The following is a 24,471-nucleotide window of genomic DNA, read 5'->3' as shown; positions in this document are numbered from 1 at the left end:
CCATGCTGGACATGTCCGATGTGGCGTTGAGTGTCGTCCAGCGCAGCTTCACCATGCGCGTCCGCGCCGAATCCTGGCGCGACGGTGAACTCCTTGCCGCGGACATCCCCGTCGCCGACGGCAGCGAGGACCGTGACCGATCCCTGAACATCCCAGAGCGGATCTCCCTCACCGTGCCCCGTCGGGACCGGGGGTTCACCTGGGACCCCGGCGCCGACCCCGACCATCCCCTCGCCGCCTACGGGCAGCAACTCCACATCTCCTACGGCGTCGACATCGGCGGCGACTTCGAGTGGATCGACCGCGGCTGGTTCCTCATCACCGAATCGTCGACCGACGGCGACACGATCAGCGTGACCGCGCAGGGCCTCCTCTCTCTGATCGACGAGGCGAAGTTTGTGGGCCCGTTCCAGCCGTCAGGCACGCTCACATCGACAATCCGCTCCCTCGTCGAGCCCGCCCTCACCGTCGAGTTCGATCCCGGGCTGACGGACCAGTCCGTGCCCGTCGGGATGCAATGGGATGACGACCGGCTCGGCGGCCTCACCGAAGTCCTCGACTCGTGGGCTGCCGACGCTCACGTAACGGTCGACGGCACGCTTCTCGTTGAGGCGCTCACCGATGCCGGCAGTCCCGCCCTATCCCTGACGGACGGTGTCGGCGGGACCGTCCTGCGATGGCAGGGCAGCACAAGCCGCGACGGCGCCTTCAACGTCGTCGTAGCGCAAGGAGAGGACGGTGTCGGTAACCAGATCCAGGGTGTCGCCTACGACACGGACTGGAGGAGCCCCTACCGGTACGGCGGCCCCTTCAACCCGCTTCCTGTCCCGTACACGTTCAGCACGCCGCTGATGACGACACTCGCGCAGTGCCGCACCGCAGCCGCCGCGAAAATCCTCCAGCTGCGGCGGACCGCATCACGACGCCTGGGGGTGACCATGGCGCCCCACCCCGGACTCGTGACCGGCGACATCATCTCCGCGACCGGCGCAGGCCTCGTCAACGCCCGATGCATGATCGAGTCCATGTCGCTGCCCTACGGGCCCAGCGAAATGAGCCTGTCCGTCCGCGTTCTGTAGGGGAGGGCGTCTTGGCTGACTGGGCAGACACCCGCATCACGCTAGCCGGGCAGGGATCGCTGTTCGGGACCGCGTTGAGCGCATCCGCGAGCGGCGCCTGCCTGGCGGACATCGGCGGCATCCAGGTCACCGTCCGGTGCGTGCCGAGCGTCACCGTGGCGGCCGGGAACACCCTGCTGATCGTCCGGAAAGGCAGCATCTACTGGGCGATCGCCGTGCTCACCGCGGCCCCGGCATTGCCGTCCCCGCCACCTGCACCGAGCGATACGCCCGTCAAACCGCCCAGCGACCCTTCACCCGCACCGAAGCCGACGGTGACCACGGGCTCCCTGGTGTGCACGCCGGTCGCGACGTCGACGTGGCGTGACGGAGGCTGGCGAACTGACACCGGCAGCTCCACCAGCGCCGACACCTACCAGGGCCGCTACGGTGGCAGCAGCTTCGGCCGCAGCTCGGGCTTCGCCTTCTACGGCTCCAAGCCCAGATCGATCTCCGGAGCCACCGTCACGATGGCCACCGTCAAGCTGCGCCGTCTGACCTCGGGTGACTACGGCAGGCGCTCGCCCACGCTGCGCCTCGTCTCCCAGTCCACCAGGCCAGGTAGCTTCCCCACCCTGAACGAGACCACCAGCGGGCCGGCACTTGGTGTACAGGGACAAGTCAGCCCGTCCGAGACCACATTCACGCTGCCCAGCAGTTGGGGGCAGGCCATGGCCGACGGCAGTCGGGGCGGCCTGTGCATCACTGTCGCATCCGACGACCCCTACATCCGGCTGGCCGGTCGCGGTTCCTGGTCCGCCGCCTGGACCTTGACCCTGTACTGGAGGCGCAGCTCGTGAGCCAGAACACCTCGAACGGGATCACCTACCCCGAGTCATCCGACCACGCCCGGATCTGGGAACACATGCAGACGATGGCCGCGTCCATCGACGGGCAGCTGTCCCAGCCCAGCCAGCAGGTCTTCACCGCGAGCGGCACATGGACCAAGCCGGCTGGCGCCAAGGCGGTGTGGGTCCGCGTCCAGGCGGGTGGTGGTGCTGGCGGTGGGGTGGCGGCCACACCTTCCGGCGAGAATGCCGCAGCTGGCGGTGGGCAGGGTGGCGGCTATGCGGAGAGCCTGATCGCCGCATCGTCGGTGGGTGCCACGGTTGCAGTGACCATCGGAACTGGCGGCACTGGCGTCTCGGCTGGCACCGGCAACACTGGCGGCACCAGCTCGTTCGGAACGGCCGTGTCTGCGACCGGAGGTATCGGCGGCGGCGCGGGCGCCAGCGGCAGCGCAAACAACGCAACTGGCGGCGGTTCCAGCACCCAGACCCTGGTCGGCGACATCCAGGTCCAGGGGACAGGCGGCGGCGCCGGCCTCAGAGTCGGCGGCACAGCGGCTATGAGTGGCGGTGGAGGTCCGAGCGACCTGGGCGGCGGTGCCCGCGGGCTCGCCGGTAACACATCCGCTTTCGCAGGTGTGGCAGGCGCCAGCTACGGCGGCGGGGGCGGAGGAGCAGTCGCAGGCTCCAGTGTCTCAAGCGCGCTCGCAGGCGGCGCAGGCGGCGACGGCGTCGTCATCGTCACCACCTTCTTCTGATGTCGACGCCACCCGAAGAGCCCCTTGACGTCTGCGGCCCGGTCGTCGAACAGCGCGACACGTCCGTGGTCGAGCAGTGGGACCTCACAGCCCGCGTCTACCGCCGGTACGACTGCGGGGCACTCGTGGAACAGAGGCCCTTCACAGACGCTGAGAACGCCTCCGTCGACCAACAGATCGCAGACGCGGCACGCGCCGTAGCTCAAGCCGCCCTGCTTGAGCAGGCCCGTACCGACCTCGCCACCAACGTGGCGTACCTCGACGCCGTCACCGCAGGTACGGCCACCACCGACCAGGCGATCGCGCAGGTTGCCGAACTGACACGGCAAGCGATCGGCTTCATCCGCCTCACCGTCGGCGCCGACCTGCTCGACTAACCGGCCAGCCTCCGCACCACCCCGCCCTCGCCCCGCATCGACGGGGCCTTTTTCATGCCCGGGAGGGCTCCTTGAGCACGTATCCCCTCGGCAAGCTGCCTGCGCAACCCGCGCGACCGCAGCTGCGGCTATCCGCCGTACTACAGGAGCGACTGGCAGCACCACCGGCCTCCGCGGACTGGCAGGCCGACAGCATCTCCTGGCCGATGTACGCCAACGACAGCATCGGCGACTGCACCTGTGCCGGTGTCGGCCACATGGTCAACCAGCTCACGTTCTACGGCTCCGGCGCCGAGGTCATCCCGACCGAGGAACACGTCGTCGCCATGTACTCGGCGATCAGCGACTACAACCCGAAGCGCCCGTCGTCGGACATCGGCGCCTACTGCCAGGACGTCCTCGCCTACTGGCGGAAGACCGGACTCGAGGGCCACAAGATCGTGGCCTACGCAAGCCTGGACGTCTCCAACCTCAACGAGGTGAAGCAGGCCATCGCCCTGTTCGGAAGCGTGTACGTCGGGATGGCCTTCCCCGATAGCGCCATGGACCAGTTCAACAACGGCGAAACGTGGGACGTCGTGAAGGGCGCCCGCAACGAGGGCGGCCACTGCGTCATCGTCGGCGCCTACGGCAACGGCAAGCTCGGCCTGGTCACCTGGGGTGCCGAGACCGAGATGACCGAAGCGTTCTGGAAGAAGTACGTCGACGAAGCCTGGGTCGTCCTCGACGCCGACGGGCTGACAAGGGCTGCCGCCTACTTCACCGGCGCGCCCTCCTTCTACGAGCTCGGCCAGCAGTTCGCCGCGCTCACGGGGGAGACCAACCCGATCAACGCACCGCAGCCGACACCGTCCCCGGTGCCCACCCCTCCTCCCTCGCCCGCTCCTTCTCCGACTCCTGACCTGGATCCTCACCTGGTTCAGGCGTGGCAGTCGATGAACGAGTGGGCGAAGGCGAACAACCTGACAGGAGCCTGACGAGATGATCCACGGGATTGACGTCTCCGGCTACCAGCCCGCGACGTACAGCACCACAGGCCTGGACTTCGTCATCGTCAAGGCGACCGAAGGGCTCTCGTACACCAACCCGCTCCTCGCCGCTCAGGCAAAGCGGGCACGCGATGCCGGTCTCGTCGTCGGCTTCTACCACTACCCGCACATGGCCAACGACCCTGTCGCCGAGGCGAATCGCTTCCTCGCGAAGGCGCCCCTGCAGCCCGGAGACGTCATCGTCCTCGACTGGGAGGGCTACGACACCGCGAACAAGGGCGTCTCCAAGGCGCGGCAGGTCGCCTACCGCGACGCCTGGCTGAAGTACGTCAAGGGCAAGATGCCGAACTACCGGGTCGGCATGTACTGCAACACGGACTACTGGCTCCACGTTGACCGGTCGTCCAACTGCGGCGACTTCCTGTGGATCGCTACCGCGGGCGCCACGGCGGGCAACCCCGGCATCGAGCACGCGTGGACCTTCCACCAGTACAGCACTGCAGGCGGAATCGACCACGACGTAGCGAACTTCCCCAACCGTGCCGCGCTCGCTGCATGGGCCAACCCGGCGCAGCCGCCCAAGCCGCCCAAGCCGCCGACCACCAAGCCGAAGGTGTCCCTCGCGCACGTCGTGTACGCAGCGAAGCATGATCCGGCTGCGGCGCAGGGCCACACCACACACAAGGCCGAAGTGCTCCTCGTGGAGCGGGCGCTGCACGCCGAGGGGCTTCTGTCCGCCAAGTACGTCGACGGGTCCTTCGGCACCAAGACCCGGGCCGCCTACACCGCCTGGCAGAAGCGCCTCGGCTACACCGGCTCCGGTGCCGACGGAATCCCCGGGCAGACCAGCCTGAAGAAACTCGGCGACAAGCACGGCTTCACCGTCACCACCTGACCCCTACTCGCAGAACGGTTCCTCCCATGCCTACAGTCAAGCTCTTCGGGCGTGAGCCCGCCGCGGTCCTGGCCCTCATCAGCGTCTTGGTGAAGCTGAGCTCCGCTTACCTCTTCCACGCCACTGTGCAGCAGCAGGCCACCGTCAACACCGTCGCCGCGTGCGCCGTCGGCCTCTTCATCGCCATCGCCGCTCACGACAGCATCGGTGCCGCGGTCTTCAACCTTGCTCAGGCGGGCCTCGCCGCCGCGGTCGGGTTCGGCCTCCGACTCGACGCCGACCATCAGGCCATGTGGCTGTCGCTGGTGACCGTCGCCATCGGACTGTGGTCCCGCACCCAGGTCACCGCCCCGGTGCCAGCCGCAGCAGTGTCCGCCCCGCCTCGGGCGGTCTGAGTGCAGTGCCGTGCGGCCCGGCGGCTGATGCGCATGCTGGGCCGCCGCGGCGCGTTCCTGCTCGCTTTCGGCGCGGTGTGGGGGCTGATCGGCTACGGCCAGATCTCCGCCCCGCAACCGGACCAGCGCGGCCTGCACCTCCTTCTCGACCGAGTCCCGCTCGAGGTGTGGGGCTGGCTCTGGATTACGGCCGGGGCCGTGGCGATCGCGTCAGCGTTCCTGCCGCAGGGCAGTGACCGCTTCGGCTTCGTCGCCCTGTCGCTGATCGTCCTGCCGTGGGTCATCTCCTACCTCGTCGCCTGGTGGCAAGGGCAGTTCCCCAGAGGGTGGATCGCGAGCGCACTGTACGGCGGCCTCGCGATCGGAATCATGGTCGTGGCAGGCTGGGGGGAGCCTCCGCGGCCCAAGAGAGATCCCAGAGAAGAGCCACCGTATGACTCCTGACGCCAACACCCTTGCCTCGATCCTCGGTACGGTGGCGACCGGGGGTCTCGCCGCGTGGGCCGCACGGTCGGCGAAGCGCACGAAGTCGCAGGAGCGGCGCGACGACTTCACCACGGTCACGAACCGCATGGACAAAGAGATCAAGCGGCTCGAACTCCGACAGGTAGAACAGCAGGACCAGATCACCGGTCAGGGGGCGGCGATCGCGTGGCTCGTCACCGACCGCGGACGCCTCGTCGGCTACATCCGCAAGGCAGGCGGGGAGCCGCCGGCGCCACGCCCGATACCGCCGAAGGCCCGCCCGTACCTGGATTCCATCGACGTGTGAGAACTGGAGTGCGAGATGCCCGATCCGCGCCCGGTGGAGCCGCGCCGCGACGACGGCGCCGCCGACCTCGCCAGCCTGGTCGCGATGGGGATGGAGGATCCGCCGCCGATCGCGGAGCCGGCCGCCCCACCGCCGCTCGTTGAACCGGGGTGAGTTGTGGTCGACGATGACGAGCCCCCGTTCTGGCTGAGCCCGCGGCCCTTCCGCGAACCCGACTGGCCACCCGACGACGAAGAATGAGAACGCCCCGCCCTCCTGCTCCGGCAGGAAGGGCGGGGCGCTTCGTCGTGTCAGCGCTTGCCGAGCGCGTCAGCAGTCTCGTCGAACCCGAACTCCCGCAAGGCTGCCACCGGATCGGGTGAGGCCAGACACTTCGCGACGTAGTGATCGAAGACCACCGTGAGCTGCCGGGCCAGCGCGTTGTTGCCGTCAGGGTCCTGCGGGTTGCGCTCGGCGGCTATCAGACGCTGGAGGTAAGCGAAGGGGAGTCCGACTCGCTCTGACGCCGCGCGTAGCGCTTCCTCGGTGTAGGCCATGCCCATCAACTTACCGCAGATAATGCCCTATTATCTGCGATACAGCCGAACGTGAGCAGGGAGAACGGAGCCCGGCGCCTGCGCGAGGCGACCCCGTTATCTGCGGCAGGAGAATCGTGGGCACCGTCGTACAGCTCCCCACCGGCAAAGCACTCACCGTCCAGGCGGCGGCCGACCGCTACCTCGATGCGCTCGGCAACCCCAACACGGCACGGAACTACGGCATCGGCGTCAGCAAGACCGTCGAACAGCTCGGCGCTGGCAGGCCACTGGAGTCCGTCGCGGACGACGAGATCGGCGAGACGCTCGAGCACCTGTGGGGGAGTGCCGCAGTCAACACCTGGAACACCCGCCGCGCCGCAGTCCAGTCCTGGCTCGCCTGGTGCCACGACCGCGGCTACAGCGGGCCGTCCGTCCCGGCCTGGACTAAGCGCGTCACCCCACCCGACAGCGAGACGCCTGCCCACTCCAAGGCAGAGGTCGACCGCCTCATCGGCCGCCGCGACATCCACCTCCGCGAGAAGACGCTCTGGCGGATGCTGTACGAGACCGCAGCCCGATCCGACGAGATCCTCGCCCTCAACATCGAAGACCTCGACTTCGCCGGCCGCCGCTGTCAGGTGAAGGCCAAGGGAGCCAAGTCGAAGACCCGCCGCCGCGGCGAGACCCGTGACGACTTCACGCTCGAGGCCGTCTACTGGGACGCCGGCACTGCCCGGCTCCTGCCGCGCCTACTGAAGGACCGCACCCGCGGCCCGGTATTCACCACCCACCGCAAGCCGGGCCCCGGCAAGGTCGTCAGCTCGCGCGACCTCTGCCCAGACACCGGACTGGCCCGCCTCTCCTACGGCCAGGCTCGCATGCTCCTCGACGAGGCCACGGCCACCGCCGGTCCCGGTACCGGCTGGGACCTCCACGAGTACCGTCACTCATCCCTGACTCACCTTGGCGAGCAGGGCGCCTCTCTGCTGATGCTGATGGCGAAGTCTCGGCACAAGAAGCCGGAGAACGTCCGCAAGTACTTCAAGCCGTCCCCCGAAGCCATCGCCGAGCTGACGAGTCTGCTCGCTCCTGGAGACAGTCAGCGCTGACTTCAACAACGCCCCCGCGGCCATCGCTGCGGGGGCGTCCTGCTGTGCGGGTTCATCCCCAGGTGGTGTCGTCCATGCAGCCTCCCCGTGAGCGCTGGGTGCGGCCTGCCGGAGGGGTGAACCCCACAACCCCGGAGGGCCGCTGCGAACGGCGGCAGGCCGCTTGATCACGGTACGAGGCGGATGGTCGCCGTGTCATCACTCGTGCACGATGCGGCTGTCACCCCTCCAGGAAGCCCAGCTCGCTGTCCGGCCGGCAGTGGCTGCACGCGGGCACTCCGTCGGCGAGGGCTCGCAGTGCCTGATCCCGCGCTGCGCCGCGGCTGCGCTTGCCCGCCATATGGCAACCGCCGACATGCACGTACACGGCTGCGGTCCCCACCCCGATGCTCTCCTCGATGAGCCAGTCCGGATCCGGCGGCCGGGCTGCGGCGCCGCGCTGCCGCTCCTGCTCGCGACGCTCCTCGTCTGCGATCCAGCGGCGGGTGCGCTCGAGGTCGGCTTCCTGGACGCGGGCGAGGAAGTGCAGGAGGTCGAGGCGGGAGGCGGCGCGGTCGTTCACATGTTCGATATTACGGCGGTACGCTTCCAGCAGCACCCGCGGGCAGAGGAGGAGTCATGGACGTACCCGACCTGCTCGAACGCCTCACCGTCGACCCGGCCACACTCGACCCCGCCCCGGCCTGGGCACCCACCCGCGGCAGCGGCAGGCAGCGCCACGCCAAGCAACGACGGTGCATGCTGTGCGGCGCCCCCGCCACCATGGCTGGCGTCACGCGGATACCCGGCCGCGGACTCTGCTGGATCGACCGGTGCGCCCCCTGCCTACTCGCCACTACCCAGGGGCACCCCATGCGCGTTGACGCAGCCGGCCGCTACCGCGTCACCCTGTACACGGGCGACCGTCCGATCATGCACGGGCACTGGAACAGCCTGCCGACAGCTGAGCGGAAGTTCGTCGGCTGGATCGGCGAGCACGGCAGCGTCGACGGCGCCCGCATCACCCTCGTCGACGAGGCGGAGCAGCGGGTCGTGCGCAGCTGGCCGGACGAGACCTGAGCTACTCCGCGGGGTTGGCGTGGCGGACGGGGGCCTTCACGGCCGCCGTTGTCAGCGGCGGCCAGTAGTCTGATCCGAACAAGCATCCAACGATCAAGTCGGGGATGCTGCTGAAGCCCCGCCCGGCGTGATGCACCGGGCGGGGCTCGCTGCTGTCTAGGCAGCCTCGACGATGCCCCCGCGCTCGGCTGCCGTCGCCACGGTCCACTCGTCGCGCAGCACTTCGTACCGCAGCCGCGTCTCCCCGTACAGCCAGCCGCCGCACGCCACGACCAGGGCGCGGATCTCCTCATTCACGTCCGCGGCAGACCGCACCGGGCCCGGTGGCGGGGGAGTGGAGGACATGGCGATCAGCGTAGTGGCCCGCTCGGACAGTGAGCTATGAACGCGGCTCGACGAACGTTCCGAGCCCGACCTCGCTGCGCACCAAACCCTCTGCCTTGAGATGGCGCAGCACCTTCTGCGCAGTGCTGGCAGCGACCTCGAACTCCGCGGCCAGCTCAACCACCGAAGGGACGCGCGCCCCTGCGGGGTAGGTGCCGTCTTCGATGCGGCCGACGATGACGGCCGCGATCTGCCTCCATACCGGCCGGGTCCGGTCAAGATCAATGCTCACGCAGTTGACCGTAGGTAGCCGCAGTACACCGCGCGACCGCAGTACAGTGCAGTAGACCGCGGTAGACCGCGAGCAATGAGCCCCCGGGACACGGGCCACGCATCCCGGAGGCGGCCGACGATCGGAGCGTCGACATGGACGAGGGTAGACCCGACCCCCCAGCCGCGGACCCATCCCGACTCGCCAGGCTGAGCCCCCTTCAGTGCGCCTGGGCCACGTACAAGCGGCACACCGCCAGCTGCGATGACTGCCGGTCCGTAGACGGCGCCCGCTGCGAGGAGGCCGGCCGTCTATGGCGGGCGCACCGCGACCTATGCGACGAGGCCTACCGTGCGCTCGCCGCCGTCGAACCCCGAGGGTCCTGATCTCCTGCCTGCCGGGCAAGGCAAGCCGTTGCTTGCTGTCTCACAGGAAAGCCATGGCCAACGCCTCACGGCGGGGTATTTGTCAATGCGGTGAATGTATGGAGACTGTGGAGATGATTGAGGCGTGAAGCTTCCGTTTCCGCTGTCACACATGTTGAATCTTCGCCAGCAGAACGATCGTTAAATTGGCCGGTCGGACGCGTCACCTGTGAAGGAGGTCGGTTACGTGCACCCTCAGGGCCTCAGCCACGAGGAGCAGGTGCGACAGCTTCATCTCGTGGCCGGCTTCCATCCTCTGCACCGTGGACCGGTCGACGCCGGTCGTGTAGGCGAGGGACTCCTGCGTCATGTTCATGTGCAGCCGTCGGACACGGATGCGGTCGCCGACGGCCCGGCGGGCGTCGAGGACCCACTGGGGGTGGTCGGGGGCTGGCACCTGGTCAACGGTTTACCGACCATGATCATAAGTCAGCAGCAGTTTTGCGGCATCTTTCGATCATGAAACTCGCGCGATGGTCGGACCGGCCTGCCGCGTAGAGGAGGCGATACCCCCGCATGCTGCGGCGCACTGGCATATGCCCGAGCGGAGCGCGTAGGGTCGCTGTTCGAATGTTGTTCGAAAGCTTCGGTGCTGCGGATACCTGAACGCCGCAGCATCGATGGGTTCACCGCGCCGGCCGTCTACCCCACGGTCGGCGCGGTGGGCCTGAGTGGGTGCTAGTCGCTACGCGGCAGGCACCCGCTCGAACGGGTGACCTTGTGTCCGTGCTGTGCGGCCCAGGGCATTCGTTGTCCAGGGAGCCGGACCCGGAGTCGACCGCTACCCCCAAGGTGAGCAAAACGACCCCGGGTCCGGTTCCTCTATTTACGCAGTCAGCCCGCTCCGTTGTTCACGGAGGGCGGGAAATGGGAGAGGGATGGGAGATGATCAATGCAAGCGTCCGCTAACTTCTGCGATCTCCATCGAGCTTCTGCTATGCCCACTCTTGAGTCTCGCAGGTCAACGCGGCTGATCAGCAGGTAGAAGGCCCGGCGCTCACAGTGTCAGCAGCATCGCCACCATGCCGATCCCCATCGACAGCCGGCACGCCCGCGCCAACTCCGGCCGGTCGCCCCACCCTCCGCCGACGGTGCCGCCCGCGGCGGGCAGCAGCCGGGTGCCGGACAGCAGCACGTATCCCGCGAAGTAGAGCAGCAGCACCCCTGTCACCACCGGCAGTCCGGAATTGCCGTGACCGTGGTGGCGGTCCGGGGCGGCCGCCATCACGACCGCCATGTACACCATGGCCGCCGTGCCGACCAGATGGTGCAGATGGTGTGCGTCGGCCCGCGCCGCCCACAGGGCGCGCACCCCCGCCGCGCCGAACACGACCGCGTAGGCGGGCCAGGCCCAGGACGGCGGGGTGAACACGGCCGCCGGCACGGCCATCACGGCCATGCCGAAGCCCATGAGCGCCTCGCCGCCCGCGGCCCGGCGCTGCTCCTCGACCTTGCTGCGCATCCGCAGCAGGCAGTAGGCCCCGGTCGCCGCGCAGAGCGCGACCAGCAGCCATCCGGGTGACGCCGGTCCATGCACACGCGCCTCCCCGCTCGGCGGTCCTGGACGGTCGGTCAAGGGATGCCCAGGTCGGGCGGAGCGCAAGCGAGCGCAAGGGTGTACACGGGGAGCACTCGGCGGAGCATGGCAGGTCACCCCAGGTGTCGACCGGGTGACGGGAATTATTTACAGGTAAAACACATGCTAATCTTGTCGGTATGAGCAGTGCGACCCCCACCCCCGCCACCCCGCGCCCCCGGCGTCTCCCGCTGGCCGGTGTGCTGCGCCTGGGCCGGCCCTCCGAGATCTGGTTCAAGCCCGCCCTCAGCGCGGTCGCCGCGGTCGCCCCGCCCAACCTCGCCCTGCTGGCGCTCGGCCGCCTCGACCTGGCCATGTACACGATGGCCGGGTCCCTGTGCGCGCTGTACGCCCACAACCGTCCGTACGCGGCCCGCGGCCGTGTCCTGGCCCTGGTGGTGCTCGGCATGACCGGCGGCCTCGCCGTCTCGCTGCTCGCCGCCTCGCTGACCGCGAACGCCGTCGTCCTCGTCACCGTCGGCGCGCTGCTGGCCGCCGTACAGAAGGTGCTGTGCGACGCGAGCCGGGTCGGACCGCCCGGCAACGTGGTCCTCACCTTCATCAGCTCCGCCTCCCTCTTCGCCCCGCAGTCCCTCGGCCAGGTCCCCGGCCACCTCGCCCTGGCCCTGGCGGCGGGCGCCTGGGCCTGGATCGTCGGCATGGCTCCCGGGCTCGTACGCCCGCACGGCCCGGAGCGACGGGCCACCGCCCAGGCCCTCGAAGCCGCGGCCGCGTACGCCGTCGCGGCCGGCGGCACGGCGCAGCCAGGCGTGGCGGGCGGTGCGACCGAAGGCGCGGGGGCGGCTGCGGGTGCCGGTCTGTCGCGGGCCCGGGCCGCGACGGCCGCCGCCGTGCACGCCGCCTGGCAGACCCTGCTCGCCGCCGGCGCCCGCTCCGGGTCCCGGCGCGCGCTCGAACGGCTCGTGGTCCGTGCCGAGGTCGCGCTCGCCGCTCCCGGCGACGCGGATCCCGAGCGGCTGCGTGCGTGGGCGCGCGCCCTGCGCGGACGCGGCCCTGTGCCGCAGGTCGACGAGCCGGCCGCGACCGCCGACGAACTCCTCGGCGTCGAAGCCGAACTCGGCGCCGCGAACCGGCCGTTGTGGACCAGGCTCGGCCCGCTCACCCCGCTCGCCGTCCGTACCGCCGTCGGCTGCGCCCTCGCCGGATACGCCTCCCTCGCCCTCGGGGTCGGCCGCCCCTACTGGGCCCTGGTCACCGCGGCCTCCCTCTACCAGGCCAACCTCACCCTCACCTGGAGCCGCGGCGTCCAGCGCGTGGTCGGCAACCTCGTCGGGGTGCTCGTCTTCGCCGCGCTGGTCCCGCTGGCCCACCTCCACCAGGCGGCGCTCGTCCTGTGCTGCCTCGCCCTGAACTTCGGCGCGGAGGCGCTGATCAGCCGGAACTACTGGCTCGGCAGCATCTGCGTCACCCCGATGGCGCTGCTCATCACCGAATTCGCCCGGACGCAGGACGCGGGCGAGCTGATCACCGAACGGGTCCTGGACACCCTGATCGGCGCGCTGGTCGGTCTCGTCGCCGCGATCGCCGTCACCAACCGGCGTTCGGGCGACCGCCTCGAACAGGCGCTGGCCGCCTCGGAGCTCGCCCGGGAGCGCGCCGCCCGGCTGTCGGCCGAGCCGCGCGTCGCCCCCGGCGCACTGGAGTCCGCCCGGCGTGTGCTGGCCGGTGCCCTGGTCGACCTGCGGGCCACCGCGGACGCGGCCGCCGGTGAGTGGTGGCAGCGCGCACTCCCCATGGAGCGGGTCGTGCTCGCCGAGCAGAGCGGACACCGTACGCTCGCGGCTACGGTACGGCGCCAGGGACTGCTCCTGGACCGGCGCACGAGCGGCAGAGCGGAGGACGTACGGTCATGACGCCGACGCAGGGAAGACCGACGGAAGGGGCCGGCGCGGCCGGGGCCGGCGGGGCACCGCGCGGGGACACGGTCGCCGCCGTGGTGGGGCAGTGGCAGAGCGTGCACCCCGAACTCGACACCGGGCCCATGGAGATCATCGGCCGGGTCAACCGCTGCGCCGCGCTTCTGCAACAGGCCGAGGACGCCCCGCTGCGCCGGGCCGGTCTCAGCCGCCCCGAGTTCGATCTGCTCGGCGCGCTGCGCCGCACGGGACACGAACTGACCCCCAGCGAAGTGGCCCGCGAGACCTTCTCCTCGGGCGCCGCGGTGACCAAACGCCTCAAGCAGCTCACCGAACGCGGCCTGGTGGAGCGTCGCGGCGACACCCGGGACCGCCGCGTCGCCCACGTCCGTCTCACGGATGCCGGCCGCGATCTCGTCGACGCGATCCTGCCCGAGCAACTGGCCTACGAGTCTGCCGTGCTGGAGGTGCTGGACCCGCCGAGCCAGGGTGAACTGTCCGCGCTCCTCGCCGAGTTGCTGGGCCGGCTGGAGGGCCACATGGGCGCGCTGCGGGCCTGACGGGCAGCCTGCCCGCAGCCCGCCCGCAGGCGCCCCGCCTCAGCCGCTCCGGCGGGCTCGGCCGTCCGCGCGGCAGCCGATTCGAGGGTTCGCGTCGTGGGGCGTGCTCAGTCCCCGGCTCTCAGCCTTCGGCTCCCAGTCCTCGGCGCTCAGCCCTCGGCCCCTGCCGAGTAGACCCCGAAGACCGCGCCCTGCGGATCGCGCAGTACCGCGAGCCGTCGTCCTCCCGCCATGGTGGTGGGCTCCATGAGCACGCTGCCGTCGCCGGCCGTCGTGGTCGCCGCCGTCGCGTCCACGTCCTCCACCGCGAAGTACGGCAGCCAGTGCGGCGGCACCTCGGGCGGGAACTTGTCGTCCATCGCGATCATGCCGCCGAAGTCGGCGCCGTGGACGCCCCACTGCGTGTAGTGCTCGGAGGCGTTCACGGTCCAGCCGAACAGCGTCGTGTAGAAGGTCTCGGCGCGCTCCGGCGAACGGGTCAGCAACTCCACCCAGCCGAGCGAGCCGGGCGTGTTGAACATCCCCGCGCCAGGGAACGTCCCTGCCTGCCACAGCTGGAAGGCCGCGCCGCCCGGATCCAGGGCCACCGTGAAACGGCCCGCGTCGAACACCTCCATCGGTCCGACCAGGACCTTTCCGCCCGCCTCCGTCAGCAGCCGCGCGGCGACGTCGGCGTCCGTCACGGCGAACGACACGTTCCACGCGACGGGCTGCGACTCCTGGTACAGGGGTGAGAGGGCGGCGACGGCCGCGTCTCCCAGGTGAGCGATCGTGTATCCGCCCGCCTCCGGCCGCGGATCCGTCTCCGGCCGCCAGCCGAACACCTGCGCGTAGAACCGCTTCGCGCCCTCCAGATCGCTGGTCCCCAGTTCGGTCCAGCAGGGCCCGCCGGGCACCGGCTTGTCGAGCTTCATGGCGTTCCTTCCGATGGGGGCCCCTTCAGCACGCTAGTCCCGCCTCCCGCCACCGGCCATCCGGCACTCGGTGCCACGCCCCGGCGGCCGCACCGGTGCCGGACCCGGCACCGTGGTGTGGCACCGGGGTGGTCGCCGGGTCTGCCGCCCCGGGCGGGCTCTAGATGCCCGGCCGGTAGCGCAGCGGATGCTCGGCCGGTACCTCCACCAGCACGATCCGGGTGCCGTCCGGGTCAACGATCCACATCTCGACCAGTCCCCACGGCTCCGTCCGCGGCGGACGTACGATCTCGACGCCGCGGGCCAGCAGCTCGGCGTGTGCCGCGGCCACGTCCGCGACCTGGAGCCACAGCCGCAGGGGAGGGGACGCCGCGGTCTCCGCGCGCCCGGAGAGCTCCAGGAAGCCGCCACCGAGGAAGTAGACGGTGCCGCGCTCGGGACCGGTGCCGAACTCGCGGTAGACGGCCAGGCCCAGCCGCTCGCCGTAGAAGGCGCGCGAGGCGTCGGGGTCGGTGGGGCACAGGAGGGTCCGGCTGCTCAGTACATGCACCATGCAGCCGGAGCCTACCGGCGGGCTACCCTCGTCCCTGCCGAGCCGCGCCACAGATCGGAGAGACCCGCCCATGGACACCGTCGCCACCACCGGACCGACCTTCCGCGACGCCACCGCAGCCGACGTCGACGCGCTGGTCGAGCTCGTGCAGTCCGCGTACCGAGGGGACGCCAGCCGGGCCGGCTGGACCACCGAGGCGGACATCCTCGAAGGTCAGCGGACCGACCCGGAAGGCGTGCTGGCGGTCATCACGTCGCCCGACAGCCGGGTGCTGGCGGCCGAGCGCGACGGTGAGCTGCTGGCCTGCTGCCAGATCGAGCACCGCGGTGCCTACGCCTACTTCGGCATGTTCGCGGTCAGCCCCACCCGGCAGGGCGGCGGCCTCGGCAAGACCGTCATCGCGGAGGCCGAGCGGCTGGCCCGCGAGACCTGGGGTGTCGCGGAGATGCACATGACCGTCATCTCGGTGCGCGAGGACCTGATCGCCTGGTACGAGCGCCGCGGCTACCGCCGTACGGGCCGGATGACCCCGTTCCCGTACGGCGACGAGCGTTTCGGCATCCCGCAGCGCGACGACCTGGAGTTCGAGCTGCTGGTCAAGGAGCTGACTGCCTGACCCGCCTCGTGTGCGCGGGCGGCCGGCTGTCGTGCGGCGCGCCCGGCCGCGCCGCACCGCCGCCCCGGCCGCTCCTGCCGTCAGGCGGTGAAGCGGCCCGTGCGCTTGATGTCCGGGTAGTCGGTGGTCGCGCCGTCCAGCTGGAGGGCGCGTACCAGCCGTAGGTGGTCCTGGGTGTTCACCACCCAGCCGATGATCCTCAGGTCCGCCTCCCGGGCCCGCTCCACGATCTCCAGGGTGAGGCGGCGGATGTTGAGGCAGAGCGTCGAGGCCCCGGCGTCGACGGCCCGCCGGACGATGTCGACGTCGTACCGGCTGCCGACGAGCGCGGTGCGGACGCCGGGCACCAGCCGGGCGATCTCCGTGATCGCCTCGTCGTGGAACGAGGACACCTCCACGCGCCCCAGCAGATCGAGCCTGGTCATGACCTCGGCCAGGGCCCGGGCGGCCGCCACGTCCTTGATCTCGGCCTGGAGCGGTGTGCGTACCGCGTCCAGCACCTCCTCGAAGACCGGGACCTGCTCTCCGCGGCCCGCGTCCAGGCCGCGCAGTTCCGCGAGGGTCATCTCGGCGATCGGGCCGCAACCGTCGGTCGTGCGGTCCACGTCGGCGTCGTGCATGACGACGAGGGCGCCGTCCTTGCTCAGATGCAGATCGAGTTCGATGACGTCCAGCCCCGCCTGCTGGGCTGCGACGAAGGAACGAAGGGTGTTCTCGGGCTCGACACCCATGACCCCGCGATGACCGATGGTAAGGAAGTTCAAGGTTCAACTCGCTTCCGTCGACGGCGGCTCGGCGCGCGCGCGGAGCAGAGGCGGACGGAGCGGACGGCACTGTCCACGCGGCAGAGCCGCAGCCTAGTGGTCAGGCCGCGCGATGGACCCGCTCGTACGCAGGGCATTGGTGTGGCGTCGGCGTCCGAGCCGGTCCGTGGCGCCGGGACGGCCCCCGTGGTGGGCGAGCCGCCGGTGGATCGGGTTCCGCGGGGTGGCCGGATCCGGTTCCCGGTGCCGGGTGTGCGCCGTGTCCGAGTGGGTAGCGGAAGCGTGGGCCGTTCCGGTGTCACACAGGAAAAAGTGCGGTGACGTGCGGACTACGCAGAATAATTTCCCGAGGATCCACTTGCTGGGGGGAACCTCGTATGTATACGGTCTCCTTACGTGATGTTCTCCCGTGGAGGATGGGAAATGCCGGAAATTCTTGTGCAGGTGGGTTCGGAGGAGCGGGTTCCTCCCGTGAGCAGGGTGGTCGAGCACCCGGCGTGGCCCGTGCTCAAGGATGCCGTGGAGCAGATCCGGCCATGGCAGTCGAAGGACGGTTCGATCGACTTCGACGCCGAGGGCGCGCCCGGCAAGGACGAGGCCGAACTCGCCGTCGGGCGTGTCGCCGACGCCGTCGAGGAACTCTCGCCGCTGCTCCCGCACGACGTCGCGTACCACGAGGCCCTCGTCAAGGACCTGCGCCGCTGGGCCGACGGCGGCTTCGGGGTGCCGGACTTCCTCGACTCGCTGCTGGCCTTCCAGCCCGCCGCGCGGCGCGAGGACGGCCTCCAGCACCTGGTCGTCTTCCCGATGTACACCCAGAACGGCAACCCCGACCGCAACCTCGAGGCCGTCGTCCTGCGCATGGTCTGGCCGGACTGGCTGGCCGAGCTGGAGCGCACTCGCTACGACAACCCGCTGTTCTGCGGGATCACCTTCGAGGACTTCACGGCCGGCTACGACACCAACTCCGCCGTGCTCTTCCCGGAGACCATCGCCGTCCGCGAGGCGCCGGAACGATTCACCTGGGGTGGCATCTTCTGCGACCGCGAGGCGGCCCGCTTCCGTCGCGTCACCGACGCCGCCGTCGACGTCCTGGGCCTGGAGCTGCCCGAGGACATCGCCGCCATGGTCCACGACCAGAAGCGCTGCGAAGAGGCCTTCGTCCTGTGGGACATGGTCCACGACCGCACCCACAGCCACGGCGACCTGCCGTTCGACCCGTTCATGATCAAGCAGCGCCAGCCGTTCTGGATGTACGGCCTGGAGGAGCTGCGCTGCGACCTCACCGCCTTCAAGGAGGCCGTGAAGCTGGAGGCCGACGGCGTCCCGCAGGCCCGGGACGTGCAGTACGCGGTGCTGTTCGACCGGATGTTCCGCTTCCCGGTCACCGGTGACCGGGTGCGCAACTACGACGGTCTGGGCGGCCAGCTGCTGTTCGCCTACCTCCACAAGCACGACGTCGTGCGCTGGACCGACAACAAGCTGCACATCGACTGGCAGCGCGCCCCGCAGGTCACCAACCAGCTGTGCGCCGACATCGAGCAGCTGTACCGCGACGGGATCGACCGCCCCAAGCTGGTGCACTGGTTCGCCGGGTACGAGCTGGTCTCCGGATACCTCGCCCCGCACCCGGGCTCCACGTGGGCCAAGGGCCCGGACGCCCTGGACCTGTCCCAGCCGCCGCGCCGACTCGTGGACGACGTGCTTCCGGACGAGTTTCCGCTGAGCATGTTCTATGAGGCCCTGTCCAAGAAGCTCAAGAACGTGATCGCCTCGACCCGGGGCATCACGGCGGACAGCGCCGAGCGGATCGCCGCGTGAGCGAGCGCGGCACCGAGAACACTGCTCAGGAGGCGAAGAACATGGTGGGGAACGGTGCTCTCAGTGGTGCTGTGATCGCGGTGGCCGGCGCGGGCGGACCCGCCGGACGTGCGGCGATGATCCGTCTCGCCGACGCGGGCGCGACCGTCGTCGGCGCCGACAACGATCCCGAGCGCCTGGCGGCGGCCGTGGACGAGGCCCGCTACGGTCACGGCGGGGCCACCGTCGTCGGGGAGACGGTCGACCTGCTGGACGTCGACTCGACCCGCGACTGGGCCCGGCACGTCGAGAAGGACTTCGGCCGCGTCGACGGCGTGGTCCACCTCGTCGGCGGCTGGCGCGGCAGTGAGACCTTCACCAAGACCAGCCTCGACGACTGGGACTTCCTGGAGCTGCTGCTCGTCAAGACCGTGCAGCACACCTCCCTCGCCTTCCATGAGGCGCTCCAGCGCAGCGAGCGCGGCCGGTACGTGCTGATCAGCGCGTCGGGCGCGAGCAAGCCCACCGCGGGCAACGCCGCCTACGCCGCCGCCAAGGCGGCCGCCGAGGCCTGGACGCTGGCCCTGGCCGACTACTTCCGCAAGGCGGGCGGCGAGGAGGGGCCGACGTCCGCGGCTGCCATCCTTGTCGTGAAGGCGCTGGTGCACGACGCGATGCGCGCCGAGCGACCCAACGCGAAGTTCGCGGGCTTCACGGACGTCAAGGACCTGGCCGAGGCCATCGTCGACGTCTGGAACCGGCCCGCCGCAGAAGTGAACGGAAACCGTCTGTGGCTCACCGAGAAGCCGTGAACCCTCCGAAGACCGACGCGCGCCGCCACCACGACCCGCAGATCCGCGGATTCGCCAGCGACAACTACGCCGGGGCCCACCCGGAGGTGATGGCCGCCCTGGCTCTGGCCAACGGCGGTCACCAGGTCGCGTACGGCGAGGACGACTACACGGAGAACCTCCAGCGGATCGTCCGCAGCCACTTCGGGCCCACGGCGGAGGCGTTCCCCGTCTTCAACGGCACCGGCGCGAACGTCGTCGCACTCCAGGCGGTCACCGACCGGTGGGGCGCGGTCATCTGTGCCGAGAGCGCCCACATCAACGTCGACGAGGGCGGCGCCCCGGAGCGGATGGGCGGCCTCAAGCTGCTCACCGTGCCGACGCCGGACGGCAAGCTCACGCCCGAGCTGATCGACCGGCAGGCGTACGGCTGGGACGACGAGCACCGGGCGATGCCCCAGGTCGTCTCGATCACCCAGAGCACCGAGCTGGGCACCCTCTACACGCCGGACGAGATCCGCGCGATCTGTGACCACGCCCACGCGCACGGCATGAAGGTGCACCTGGACGGCTCCCGGATAGCCAACGCGGCCGCGTCGCTCGACATGCCCATGCGCGCGTTCACCAACGCGGTCGGCGTCGACATCCTCTCCCTGGGCGGCACGAAGAACGGCGCCCTGTTCGGGGAGGCGGTCGTCGTCATCAACCAGGACGCCGTCCGCAGCATGAAGCACCTGCGCAAGCTGTCCATGCAGCTCGCCTCGAAGATGCGCTTCGTGTCGGTGCAGCTGGAAGCCCTGCTCGCCAAGGACCTGTGGCTGCGCAACGCCCGCCACGCCAACGAGATGGCCACGCGACTGGCCGAGGGCGTGCGTGCCGTGCACGGGGTGGAGATCCTCCACCCGGTGCAGGCCAACGGTGTCTTCGCGCGGCTGCCGCACGACGTGAGCGAGCGCCTCCAGAAGCGCTTCCGCTTCTACTTCTGGGACGAGGCGGCCGGCGACGTGCGCTGGATGTGCGCGTTCGACACGACCGAGGAGGACGTGGACGCGTTCGTCGCGGCGCTCAAGGAGGAGATGGCGCGCTAGCTACGCGTGCAGCGATGTGCGCAGTGATGTGCGCAGCGACGCCTGCAGAGATGCATAGATATGCGGTCACCTGAAAAGTCATTGACTCTCGGGTGACCGCATTTCTATGCTCTGCACTCATGGAGCTGATCCAGAACACCCCAGATCTGTCCGCCTACCTGGCGGCTGACGAGGTCGTCGACCACCACCATCCGCGCGTGCGGGAGACGGCCGCCCGGCTCGCCGAGGGGGCGGTCGACTCGTATGCCTATGCGCGGGCGGCGTACGAGTTCGTGCGCGACACCATTCCGCACTCCCAGGACTCCGGCGATCCGCGCGTCACCTGGCGCGCCTCCGACGTCCTGGAGAAGCGCACCGGGATCTGCTACGCCAAGGCCCATGCGCTGGCCGCGCTGCTGCGTGCCGAGGACATTCCCACCGGGTTCGCCTACCAGCGGCTGACGGACGACGACGGCGGCGGCCATGTCGTGCACGGACTGGTCGCCGTGCGGTTCCACGGCTCCTGGCACCGGCAGGACCCGCGCGGCAACAAGCCGGGCGTGGACGCCCGGTTCTCCCTCGACGGCGAGCGGCTGGCCTTCGTCGCCGATCCGCAGTCCAATGAGTTGGACTATCCGGTCCTGTACTCTGAACCTCACCCGGCCGTGCTCGGTGCGCTCGAGGCAGCCTCCGACCGGCCGCACCTCTGGAAGACGCTTCCCACCGCACTCTGAGGCAGGCGATGACCCTCTCCCTGATCGTGTCCGACGACGTGCGCACCCTCGCGCCCGGGTTCACCTGTGTCGCCGTCGAGGCGCACGGCCTTGTCAACGGGCCCGGTACGGACGCCGGTGCGGCGGTCCTCGACGACGCGGCCCGCCGGCTCGCGGCCCGGCTGGACGGCCGCGCTCCGCACGAGGACCCGCACATGGCGGCCTGGCGGGAGGTGTACACCGCGTTCGGCTCGAAGCCGTCGCGTACCCGCAACTCGGCCGAGGCGCTGGCCAGGCGGGCGCTGACGGACGCGGGTCTGCCGCGCGTCAACCTGTTCGTCGACCTCTACAACGCCGTGAGCGTCGCCCACCTCATCCCCGTCGGGGGAGAGGACATCGACCGCATCCAGGGCGGTATGAGCCTGGTGCGCGCCACCGGTGACGAGGACTTCGCGACCGTCGCGGGCGGCGAGGAGAGCGTGGAGCACCCCGACGCCGGCGAAGTGGTGTGGCGTGACGAGGCGGGGGTGACGTGCCGTCGCTGGAACTGGCGCCAGGGCCCGCGCACCCGGCTCACCGAGACCACCACCTCGGGCATCTTCCTGCTGGAGGGGATGGCCCCGATGCCGCTGTCCGACGTCGAGGCGGCCGCGACCGAACTCGCCGAACTGCTGGAGAAGTTCAGCCCCGGCGCCCGCATCACGATCCGGCACGTGGGCTGACGGACGGACGGACGGGCTGACGTATGGGCGGGTGAGCGCCCTGCGGCCCGCCGGCGTCGGCGCTCCGGCCGATGGCGGCGGGCCGGCCCGGCAGGCCGGTCGTACCGGCACGTTGCGCCCGGACCGGCCGGGCGCACGGCGGCGTCAGCGCGCCTCTGCGGCCCGCACCTCTTCCGGAGTGGGCGCCGTGCCGCCGAGGTGGGCCGGCATCCACCAGGTGTCGTCCGCGCCCTTGGGGCGTACGGGATAGGCGCGCTGTGCGGCCTCCAGCAACTCCTGGACGCGCTCGCGCAGTCGGCGCGTGATGGCGCCCGCGTACTGGTCGCGGGGGGCCTCCACCGGCTCGCCGACACGGATGGTGATCGGGGTGTGGCTGCGCTTGAAGTTGCGCTGGTGCCCCTTGGTCCACAGCCGCTGCGTACCCCACACCGCCATCGGGATCAGCGGGACGCCCGCCTCCTGGGCCAGCCGCGCGGCACCCGACTTGAAGCTCTTCAGCGTGAAAGACTGTGAGATGGTGGCCTCCGGGAAGACCCCCACGATCTCACCGGACTTCAGCGACTCCAGGGCGTGCGCGTACGCCGCGTCGCCCTGTTCGCGGTCCACGGGAATGTGCTTCATGCCGCGCATCAGCGGACCGGACACCTTGTGCCGGAAGACGGACTCCTTCGCCATGAAACGAACGAGACGTTTCTGCGGCAGAGCGGCCAGACCGTCGAAGATGAAGTCCAGATAGCTGATGTGATTGCTCACCAGTACGGCGCCGCCCGAACGTGGGATGTTCTCCGACCCCTTGCAGTCGATCTTGAGGTCCCACACCTTGAACAGCGTGCGCGCGAGACCGACGACGGGGCGGTAGACCAGTTCAGCCATGGACGGGGTGGGCCCTTCCTTATTCTGTCTGGGAAGGGATCTCCCAGCCGGAAACTTACGCAGCCGTAGGTTTACGGCATCCCGCAGATCGTGCCCGAATAACGGCCGGGGAGCCAGTCCTGGTGCCCGGGTGCGGCGAGATCCTCGTCACGTCGGCCCCATGATCCACCTGCGCTTTTAACCCGCCTTTACTTCACGCGCACCGTGACGCGCCGGGTGAGCAGGTACAACTCGTGGCCCAGGCGGTACCCGAACGCGCCATCCGGGAAGGTGGCGCGAACGCGGCGCCCGGTCGCCGCGAGCCCGACGCCCGCGCGAACCCCGCGTGTCGCGGACCCGGGAATCTTTGCGCTCCCCCGAACGCTGGTGGGGGTGATGCCCGGACGTGTGCCGCGCGGGGCGGTGCCCGCGAGGGCGGGTGTCCATGGAGTGCCGCGTCGGCGGCGGAGCGGGGGAGTGCGGGTGCGCGGGCAGGGCGACGGACAGCGGCTCGGGGCCGACCGGTTGGGCGGGGAACTCGGCGAACGGGCCACGCTCGTACAGTTCTCCAGCGCCTTCTGCGCCCCCTGCCGGGCCACCCGGCGGATCCTCGGCGAGGTGGCCGCGCTGGTTCCGGGCGTGGCCCACGTCGACATCGACGCGGAGGCCCGGCTCGACCTCGTACGCGAACTCGGCATCCTCAAGACCCCGACCGTGCTCGTCCTGGACGCGGACGGGCGGATCGTGCGACGCGCCGCGGGCCAGCCGCGCAAGGCGGACGTCATCGCGGCACTGGGGGAAGCCGTCTGACGGCCCCGCACCCGGCGCAGGGGGCGCACGGTGCGACACGGTGAGACATCTCCCACATGCCGGTACGCACTTGACTGTGCGTGGCACCTATCGTCAGCCTGACCGTATGCCTAGGGAACTCCTTCTCTTCGGGCGGGTGCACATCGACCTCGCCCGCACCGCGAGCGCGTGCTGTCCGGACTGTTGAGCAGTCACGGCCCCACGCCCACGCCCCTGCCGCAGAAGGACAACTCCATGACGGCCACGCCCGACCTCGCAGCCTCCCGCCTCGCCTCGCCCGACCTGTTGCGTTCCGTCTTCCGGCGGCACGCGGCGGGAGTCGCCGTGATCACCGCCCGTGGTGCGGCGGGGCCGGTCGGCTTCACCGCCACCTCGCTCACCTCCGTGTCGGCCGAGCCCCCGCTGCTCTCCTTCGGGATCAGTACCGGCTCCTCCAGCTGGCCGGCCGTCTCCACGGTCACCCATGTGGGCGTGCACATACTCGGCGAGCACCAGCGGGAGCTGGCCGGCACCTTCGCGCGCAGTGGCGCCGACCGGTTCGGTGCGCCGACCGCCTGGCGCGAGGGCCCCGAGGGCGTCCCCCTGCTCGACGACGTCTCCGCCTGGCTGGTGTGCCGCGTCGTCACCCGGGTGCCCGCGGGTGACCATCGCATCGTGCTGGCCGAGGTCGCCGTCGGCGATCCCACGGGCCCCGGGCGTCCGCTCGTCTACCACCAGGGCCGGTTCAACGCACTGCGTGACTGATCACAGCACCCTGCCCCTGCGAAGTCGTCGACTTCCGATTACGCTGCGTTGCGAAGGTCACAGTTCAAAGCGCTTGCTTAGCGGGAACGAACTGGGTGTACTGACGAGTAATATTTCGTTCGGAGCGCGGGCCGCCCCGACCGGGATCGGCCGCTTGGGGCGCCTATGCTGCCTGCAAGTAGGCAGCCGAAATAGAGACGATGCAGTAGGAGAGCCGGCGTGAGCTTGAGGATCGTTGTCACTGTGAAGTACGTGCCCGACGCCACTGGCGACCGGCACTTCGCCGATGACCTGACCGTGGACCGGGACGACGT

32 protein-coding genes and 1 pseudogene are annotated in these 24,471 nt (G+C 70.2%); 23 read left to right on the top strand and 10 right to left on the bottom strand.

The annotated features are described in order from the left end of the window. The first annotated feature begins 11 nt into the window (after positions 1–11). The 10 genes from ACZ7OY_RS37255 to ACZ7OY_RS37210 all read left to right on the top strand — a co-directional run bounded on the left by ACZ7OY_RS37255 (position 12) and on the right by ACZ7OY_RS37210 (position 6,245). A complete protein-coding gene (locus ACZ7OY_RS37255) occupies positions 12–1,079 on the top strand; it encodes a DUF5047 domain-containing protein (protein ID WP_472250008.1) in 1,068 nt (355 codons plus the stop codon). A gap of 11 nt (positions 1,080–1,090) precedes the next feature. After that, positions 1,091–1,918, top strand: a complete 828-nt coding sequence (locus ACZ7OY_RS37250) for a hypothetical protein (protein WP_472250007.1) — start codon at positions 1,091–1,093, stop codon at positions 1,916–1,918. Then, complete coding sequence (locus tag ACZ7OY_RS37245) at positions 1,915–2,664, top strand: glycine-rich domain-containing protein (RefSeq protein WP_472250006.1); 750 nt, start codon at positions 1,915–1,917, stop codon at positions 2,662–2,664. The genes ACZ7OY_RS37250 and ACZ7OY_RS37245 overlap by 4 nt, the downstream gene beginning before the upstream one ends. After that, positions 2,664–3,041, top strand: coding sequence for a hypothetical protein (locus tag ACZ7OY_RS37240; RefSeq protein ID WP_472250005.1), 378 nt, complete (start codon positions 2,664–2,666; stop codon positions 3,039–3,041). Before ACZ7OY_RS37245 ends, ACZ7OY_RS37240 begins: the two co-directional genes overlap by 1 nt. 71 nt (positions 3,042–3,112) lie before the next feature. Next, positions 3,113–4,018, top strand: coding sequence for a hypothetical protein (locus ACZ7OY_RS37235; protein ID WP_472250004.1), 906 nt, complete (start codon positions 3,113–3,115; stop codon positions 4,016–4,018). A gap of 4 nt (positions 4,019–4,022) precedes the next feature. Beyond that, the gene (locus ACZ7OY_RS37230) at positions 4,023–4,925 is read left to right on the top strand and encodes a GH25 family lysozyme (protein WP_472250003.1); all 903 of its coding nucleotides are present in this window, start codon (positions 4,023–4,025) and stop codon (positions 4,923–4,925) included. Between the two features lie 26 nt (positions 4,926–4,951). Next, the gene (locus tag ACZ7OY_RS37225; protein ID WP_472250002.1) at positions 4,952–5,320 is read left to right on the top strand and encodes a hypothetical protein; all 369 of its coding nucleotides are present in this window, start codon (positions 4,952–4,954) and stop codon (positions 5,318–5,320) included. A 33-nt stretch (positions 5,321–5,353) separates the two neighbouring features. Beyond that, positions 5,354–5,764 carry a hypothetical protein gene (locus tag ACZ7OY_RS37220; protein WP_472250001.1) on the top strand — a complete coding sequence of 137 codons (411 nt, stop codon included), beginning with the start codon at positions 5,354–5,356 and terminating at the stop codon, positions 5,762–5,764. Beyond that, complete coding sequence (locus ACZ7OY_RS37215) at positions 5,754–6,092, top strand: hypothetical protein (RefSeq protein WP_472250000.1); 339 nt, start codon at positions 5,754–5,756, stop codon at positions 6,090–6,092. Before ACZ7OY_RS37220 ends, ACZ7OY_RS37215 begins: the two co-directional genes overlap by 11 nt. A gap of 15 nt (positions 6,093–6,107) precedes the next feature. Then, positions 6,108–6,245 (top strand): hypothetical protein, encoded by a 138-nt coding sequence (locus ACZ7OY_RS37210; RefSeq protein WP_472249999.1) that lies wholly within the window; start codon positions 6,108–6,110, stop codon positions 6,243–6,245. Between the two features lie 137 nt (positions 6,246–6,382). On the opposite strand, the gene ACZ7OY_RS37205 is transcribed toward ACZ7OY_RS37210, so the two are convergent. Beyond that, positions 6,383–6,628 (bottom strand): hypothetical protein, encoded by a 246-nt coding sequence (locus ACZ7OY_RS37205; protein WP_472249998.1) that lies wholly within the window; start codon positions 6,626–6,628, stop codon positions 6,383–6,385. 116 nt (positions 6,629–6,744) lie between these two features. On the opposite strand from ACZ7OY_RS37205, the gene ACZ7OY_RS37200 reads away from it, so the two are divergent. Then, positions 6,745–7,719: a tyrosine-type recombinase/integrase gene (locus ACZ7OY_RS37200; RefSeq protein WP_472249997.1), complete on the top strand. Its 975-nt coding sequence runs from the start codon at positions 6,745–6,747 to the stop codon at positions 7,717–7,719. Between the two features lie 220 nt (positions 7,720–7,939). On the opposite strand, the gene ACZ7OY_RS37195 is transcribed toward ACZ7OY_RS37200, so the two are convergent. Then, complete coding sequence (locus tag ACZ7OY_RS37195) at positions 7,940–8,281, bottom strand: DUF6233 domain-containing protein (RefSeq protein WP_472249996.1); 342 nt, start codon at positions 8,279–8,281, stop codon at positions 7,940–7,942. Between the two features lie 56 nt (positions 8,282–8,337). Between ACZ7OY_RS37195 and ACZ7OY_RS37190 the strand changes: the two genes are divergently transcribed. Beyond that, positions 8,338–8,778, top strand: a complete 441-nt coding sequence (locus tag ACZ7OY_RS37190; RefSeq protein WP_472249995.1) for a hypothetical protein — start codon at positions 8,338–8,340, stop codon at positions 8,776–8,778. A gap of 156 nt (positions 8,779–8,934) precedes the next feature. Here the strand turns inward: ACZ7OY_RS37190 and ACZ7OY_RS37185 are convergent, their stop codons facing one another. From ACZ7OY_RS37185 to ACZ7OY_RS37170, 4 genes are all read right to left on the bottom strand, one after another. Beyond that, positions 8,935–9,123, bottom strand: coding sequence for a hypothetical protein (locus ACZ7OY_RS37185; RefSeq protein WP_472249994.1), 189 nt, complete (start codon positions 9,121–9,123; stop codon positions 8,935–8,937). A 34-nt stretch (positions 9,124–9,157) separates the two neighbouring features. After that, positions 9,158–9,394, bottom strand: coding sequence for a GntR family transcriptional regulator (locus ACZ7OY_RS37180; RefSeq protein ID WP_472249993.1), 237 nt, complete (start codon positions 9,392–9,394; stop codon positions 9,158–9,160). A gap of 567 nt (positions 9,395–9,961) precedes the next feature. After that, the gene (locus tag ACZ7OY_RS37175; protein ID WP_472249992.1) at positions 9,962–10,195 is read right to left on the bottom strand and encodes a helix-turn-helix domain-containing protein; all 234 of its coding nucleotides are present in this window, start codon (positions 10,193–10,195) and stop codon (positions 9,962–9,964) included. A gap of 600 nt (positions 10,196–10,795) precedes the next feature. Then, positions 10,796–11,335: a DUF5134 domain-containing protein gene (locus ACZ7OY_RS37170; protein WP_472249991.1), complete on the bottom strand. Its 540-nt coding sequence runs from the start codon at positions 11,333–11,335 to the stop codon at positions 10,796–10,798. A gap of 179 nt (positions 11,336–11,514) precedes the next feature. Between ACZ7OY_RS37170 and ACZ7OY_RS37165 the strand changes: the two genes are divergently transcribed. Both ACZ7OY_RS37165 and ACZ7OY_RS37160 read left to right on the top strand, forming a co-directional pair. Next, the gene (locus ACZ7OY_RS37165) at positions 11,515–13,248 is read left to right on the top strand and encodes an FUSC family protein (RefSeq protein WP_472249990.1); all 1,734 of its coding nucleotides are present in this window, start codon (positions 11,515–11,517) and stop codon (positions 13,246–13,248) included. Beyond that, a complete protein-coding gene (locus tag ACZ7OY_RS37160; protein ID WP_472249989.1) occupies positions 13,245–13,811 on the top strand; it encodes a MarR family winged helix-turn-helix transcriptional regulator in 567 nt (188 codons plus the stop codon). Before ACZ7OY_RS37165 ends, ACZ7OY_RS37160 begins: the two co-directional genes overlap by 4 nt. A gap of 149 nt (positions 13,812–13,960) precedes the next feature. Here ACZ7OY_RS37160 and ACZ7OY_RS37155 read toward each other — a convergent pair whose 3' ends face one another. Both ACZ7OY_RS37155 and ACZ7OY_RS37150 read right to left on the bottom strand, forming a co-directional pair. Beyond that, complete coding sequence (locus tag ACZ7OY_RS37155; RefSeq protein WP_472249988.1) at positions 13,961–14,725, bottom strand: VOC family protein; 765 nt, start codon at positions 14,723–14,725, stop codon at positions 13,961–13,963. A gap of 160 nt (positions 14,726–14,885) precedes the next feature. Then, positions 14,886–15,278 carry a VOC family protein gene (locus ACZ7OY_RS37150; protein ID WP_472249987.1) on the bottom strand — a complete coding sequence of 131 codons (393 nt, stop codon included), beginning with the start codon at positions 15,276–15,278 and terminating at the stop codon, positions 14,886–14,888. Between the two features lie 70 nt (positions 15,279–15,348). Between ACZ7OY_RS37150 and ACZ7OY_RS37145 the strand changes: the two genes are divergently transcribed. After that, positions 15,349–15,894 carry a GNAT family N-acetyltransferase gene (locus ACZ7OY_RS37145; protein WP_472249986.1) on the top strand — a complete coding sequence of 182 codons (546 nt, stop codon included), beginning with the start codon at positions 15,349–15,351 and terminating at the stop codon, positions 15,892–15,894. Positions 15,895–15,974: 80 nt separating this feature from the next. Here the strand turns inward: ACZ7OY_RS37145 and ACZ7OY_RS37140 are convergent, their stop codons facing one another. Beyond that, positions 15,975–16,658, bottom strand: coding sequence for a glycerophosphodiester phosphodiesterase (locus ACZ7OY_RS37140; protein ID WP_472249985.1), 684 nt, complete (start codon positions 16,656–16,658; stop codon positions 15,975–15,977). A gap of 423 nt (positions 16,659–17,081) precedes the next feature. Between ACZ7OY_RS37140 and ACZ7OY_RS37135 the strand changes: the two genes are divergently transcribed. The 5 genes from ACZ7OY_RS37135 to ACZ7OY_RS37115 all read left to right on the top strand — a co-directional run bounded on the left by ACZ7OY_RS37135 (position 17,082) and on the right by ACZ7OY_RS37115 (position 21,751). Continuing rightward, positions 17,082–18,479, top strand: a complete 1,398-nt coding sequence (locus ACZ7OY_RS37135; protein WP_472249984.1) for a DUF6421 family protein — start codon at positions 17,082–17,084, stop codon at positions 18,477–18,479. A gap of 44 nt (positions 18,480–18,523) precedes the next feature. Then, a complete protein-coding gene (locus ACZ7OY_RS37130; RefSeq protein WP_472250124.1) occupies positions 18,524–19,270 on the top strand; it encodes an SDR family NAD(P)-dependent oxidoreductase in 747 nt (248 codons plus the stop codon). Then, positions 19,267–20,337, top strand: coding sequence for a threonine aldolase family protein (locus ACZ7OY_RS37125; protein ID WP_472249983.1), 1,071 nt, complete (start codon positions 19,267–19,269; stop codon positions 20,335–20,337). The genes ACZ7OY_RS37130 and ACZ7OY_RS37125 overlap by 4 nt, the downstream gene beginning before the upstream one ends. Before the next feature lie 119 nt (positions 20,338–20,456). Then, positions 20,457–21,050 carry a transglutaminase-like domain-containing protein gene (locus ACZ7OY_RS37120; RefSeq protein ID WP_384729155.1) on the top strand — a complete coding sequence of 198 codons (594 nt, stop codon included), beginning with the start codon at positions 20,457–20,459 and terminating at the stop codon, positions 21,048–21,050. 8 nt (positions 21,051–21,058) lie between these two features. Then, positions 21,059–21,751, top strand: a complete 693-nt coding sequence (locus tag ACZ7OY_RS37115) for a B3/B4 domain-containing protein (protein WP_472249982.1) — start codon at positions 21,059–21,061, stop codon at positions 21,749–21,751. A gap of 144 nt (positions 21,752–21,895) precedes the next feature. Here the strand turns inward: ACZ7OY_RS37115 and ACZ7OY_RS37110 are convergent, their stop codons facing one another. Next, positions 21,896–22,624, bottom strand: coding sequence for a lysophospholipid acyltransferase family protein (locus tag ACZ7OY_RS37110; protein ID WP_469393416.1), 729 nt, complete (start codon positions 22,622–22,624; stop codon positions 21,896–21,898). A gap of 375 nt (positions 22,625–22,999) precedes the next feature. On the opposite strand from ACZ7OY_RS37110, the gene ACZ7OY_RS37105 reads away from it, so the two are divergent. The 3 genes and pseudogenes from ACZ7OY_RS37105 to ACZ7OY_RS37095 form a co-directional block, all read left to right on the top strand. Then, positions 23,000–23,413 carry a TlpA family protein disulfide reductase gene (locus ACZ7OY_RS37105; protein WP_472249981.1) on the top strand — a complete coding sequence of 138 codons (414 nt, stop codon included), beginning with the start codon at positions 23,000–23,002 and terminating at the stop codon, positions 23,411–23,413. 234 nt (positions 23,414–23,647) lie between these two features. Further along, positions 23,648–24,157 carry a flavin reductase family protein gene (locus ACZ7OY_RS37100; RefSeq protein WP_472249980.1) on the top strand — a complete coding sequence of 170 codons (510 nt, stop codon included), beginning with the start codon at positions 23,648–23,650 and terminating at the stop codon, positions 24,155–24,157. Positions 24,158–24,376: 219 nt separating this feature from the next. Beyond that, positions 24,377–24,471, top strand: a pseudogene (locus ACZ7OY_RS37095) (electron transfer flavoprotein subunit beta); the annotation flags it as partial.

The sequence above is a fragment of the Streptomyces sp. NPDC107559 genome (assembly GCF_055657365.1).
This window is presented reverse-complemented; position numbering and strand designations above follow the sequence as displayed.

Bases quoted from the DNA above. Each gene is read 5' to 3' on its own strand.
- ACZ7OY_RS37150 (WP_472249987.1), bottom strand. From the start codon at position 15,278: ATGGTGCATGTACTGAGCAGCCGGACCCTCCTGTGCCCCACCGACCCC.
- ACZ7OY_RS37115 (WP_472249982.1), top strand. From the start codon at position 21,059: ATGACCCTCTCCCTGATCGTGTCCGACGACGTGCGCACCCTCGCGCCC.
- ACZ7OY_RS37205 (WP_472249998.1), bottom strand. From the start codon at position 6,628: ATGGCCTACACCGAGGAAGCGCTACGCGCGGCGTCAGAGCGAGTCGGA.
- ACZ7OY_RS37120 (WP_384729155.1), top strand. From the start codon at position 20,457: ATGGAGCTGATCCAGAACACCCCAGATCTGTCCGCCTACCTGGCGGCT.
- ACZ7OY_RS37225 (WP_472250002.1), top strand. From the start codon at position 4,952: ATGCCTACAGTCAAGCTCTTCGGGCGTGAGCCCGCCGCGGTCCTGGCC.
- ACZ7OY_RS37100 (WP_472249980.1), top strand. From the start codon at position 23,648: ATGACGGCCACGCCCGACCTCGCAGCCTCCCGCCTCGCCTCGCCCGAC.
- ACZ7OY_RS37135 (WP_472249984.1), top strand. From the start codon at position 17,082: ATGCCGGAAATTCTTGTGCAGGTGGGTTCGGAGGAGCGGGTTCCTCCC.
- ACZ7OY_RS37105 (WP_472249981.1), top strand. From the start codon at position 23,000: ATGCCCGGACGTGTGCCGCGCGGGGCGGTGCCCGCGAGGGCGGGTGTC.
- ACZ7OY_RS37255 (WP_472250008.1), top strand. From the start codon at position 12: ATGTCCGATGTGGCGTTGAGTGTCGTCCAGCGCAGCTTCACCATGCGC.
- ACZ7OY_RS37220 (WP_472250001.1), top strand. From the start codon at position 5,354: ATGCTGGGCCGCCGCGGCGCGTTCCTGCTCGCTTTCGGCGCGGTGTGG.
- ACZ7OY_RS37145 (WP_472249986.1), top strand. From the start codon at position 15,349: ATGGACACCGTCGCCACCACCGGACCGACCTTCCGCGACGCCACCGCA.
- ACZ7OY_RS37230 (WP_472250003.1), top strand. From the start codon at position 4,023: ATGATCCACGGGATTGACGTCTCCGGCTACCAGCCCGCGACGTACAGC.
- ACZ7OY_RS37185 (WP_472249994.1), bottom strand. From the start codon at position 9,123: ATGTCCTCCACTCCCCCGCCACCGGGCCCGGTGCGGTCTGCCGCGGAC.
- ACZ7OY_RS37155 (WP_472249988.1), bottom strand. From the start codon at position 14,725: ATGAAGCTCGACAAGCCGGTGCCCGGCGGGCCCTGCTGGACCGAACTG.
- ACZ7OY_RS37110 (WP_469393416.1), bottom strand. From the start codon at position 22,624: ATGGCTGAACTGGTCTACCGCCCCGTCGTCGGTCTCGCGCGCACGCTG.
- ACZ7OY_RS37215 (WP_472250000.1), top strand. From the start codon at position 5,754: ATGACTCCTGACGCCAACACCCTTGCCTCGATCCTCGGTACGGTGGCG.
- ACZ7OY_RS37160 (WP_472249989.1), top strand. From the start codon at position 13,245: ATGACGCCGACGCAGGGAAGACCGACGGAAGGGGCCGGCGCGGCCGGG.
- ACZ7OY_RS37190 (WP_472249995.1), top strand. From the start codon at position 8,338: ATGGACGTACCCGACCTGCTCGAACGCCTCACCGTCGACCCGGCCACA.
- ACZ7OY_RS37210 (WP_472249999.1), top strand. From the start codon at position 6,108: ATGCCCGATCCGCGCCCGGTGGAGCCGCGCCGCGACGACGGCGCCGCC.
- ACZ7OY_RS37240 (WP_472250005.1), top strand. From the start codon at position 2,664: ATGTCGACGCCACCCGAAGAGCCCCTTGACGTCTGCGGCCCGGTCGTC.
- ACZ7OY_RS37165 (WP_472249990.1), top strand. From the start codon at position 11,515: ATGAGCAGTGCGACCCCCACCCCCGCCACCCCGCGCCCCCGGCGTCTC.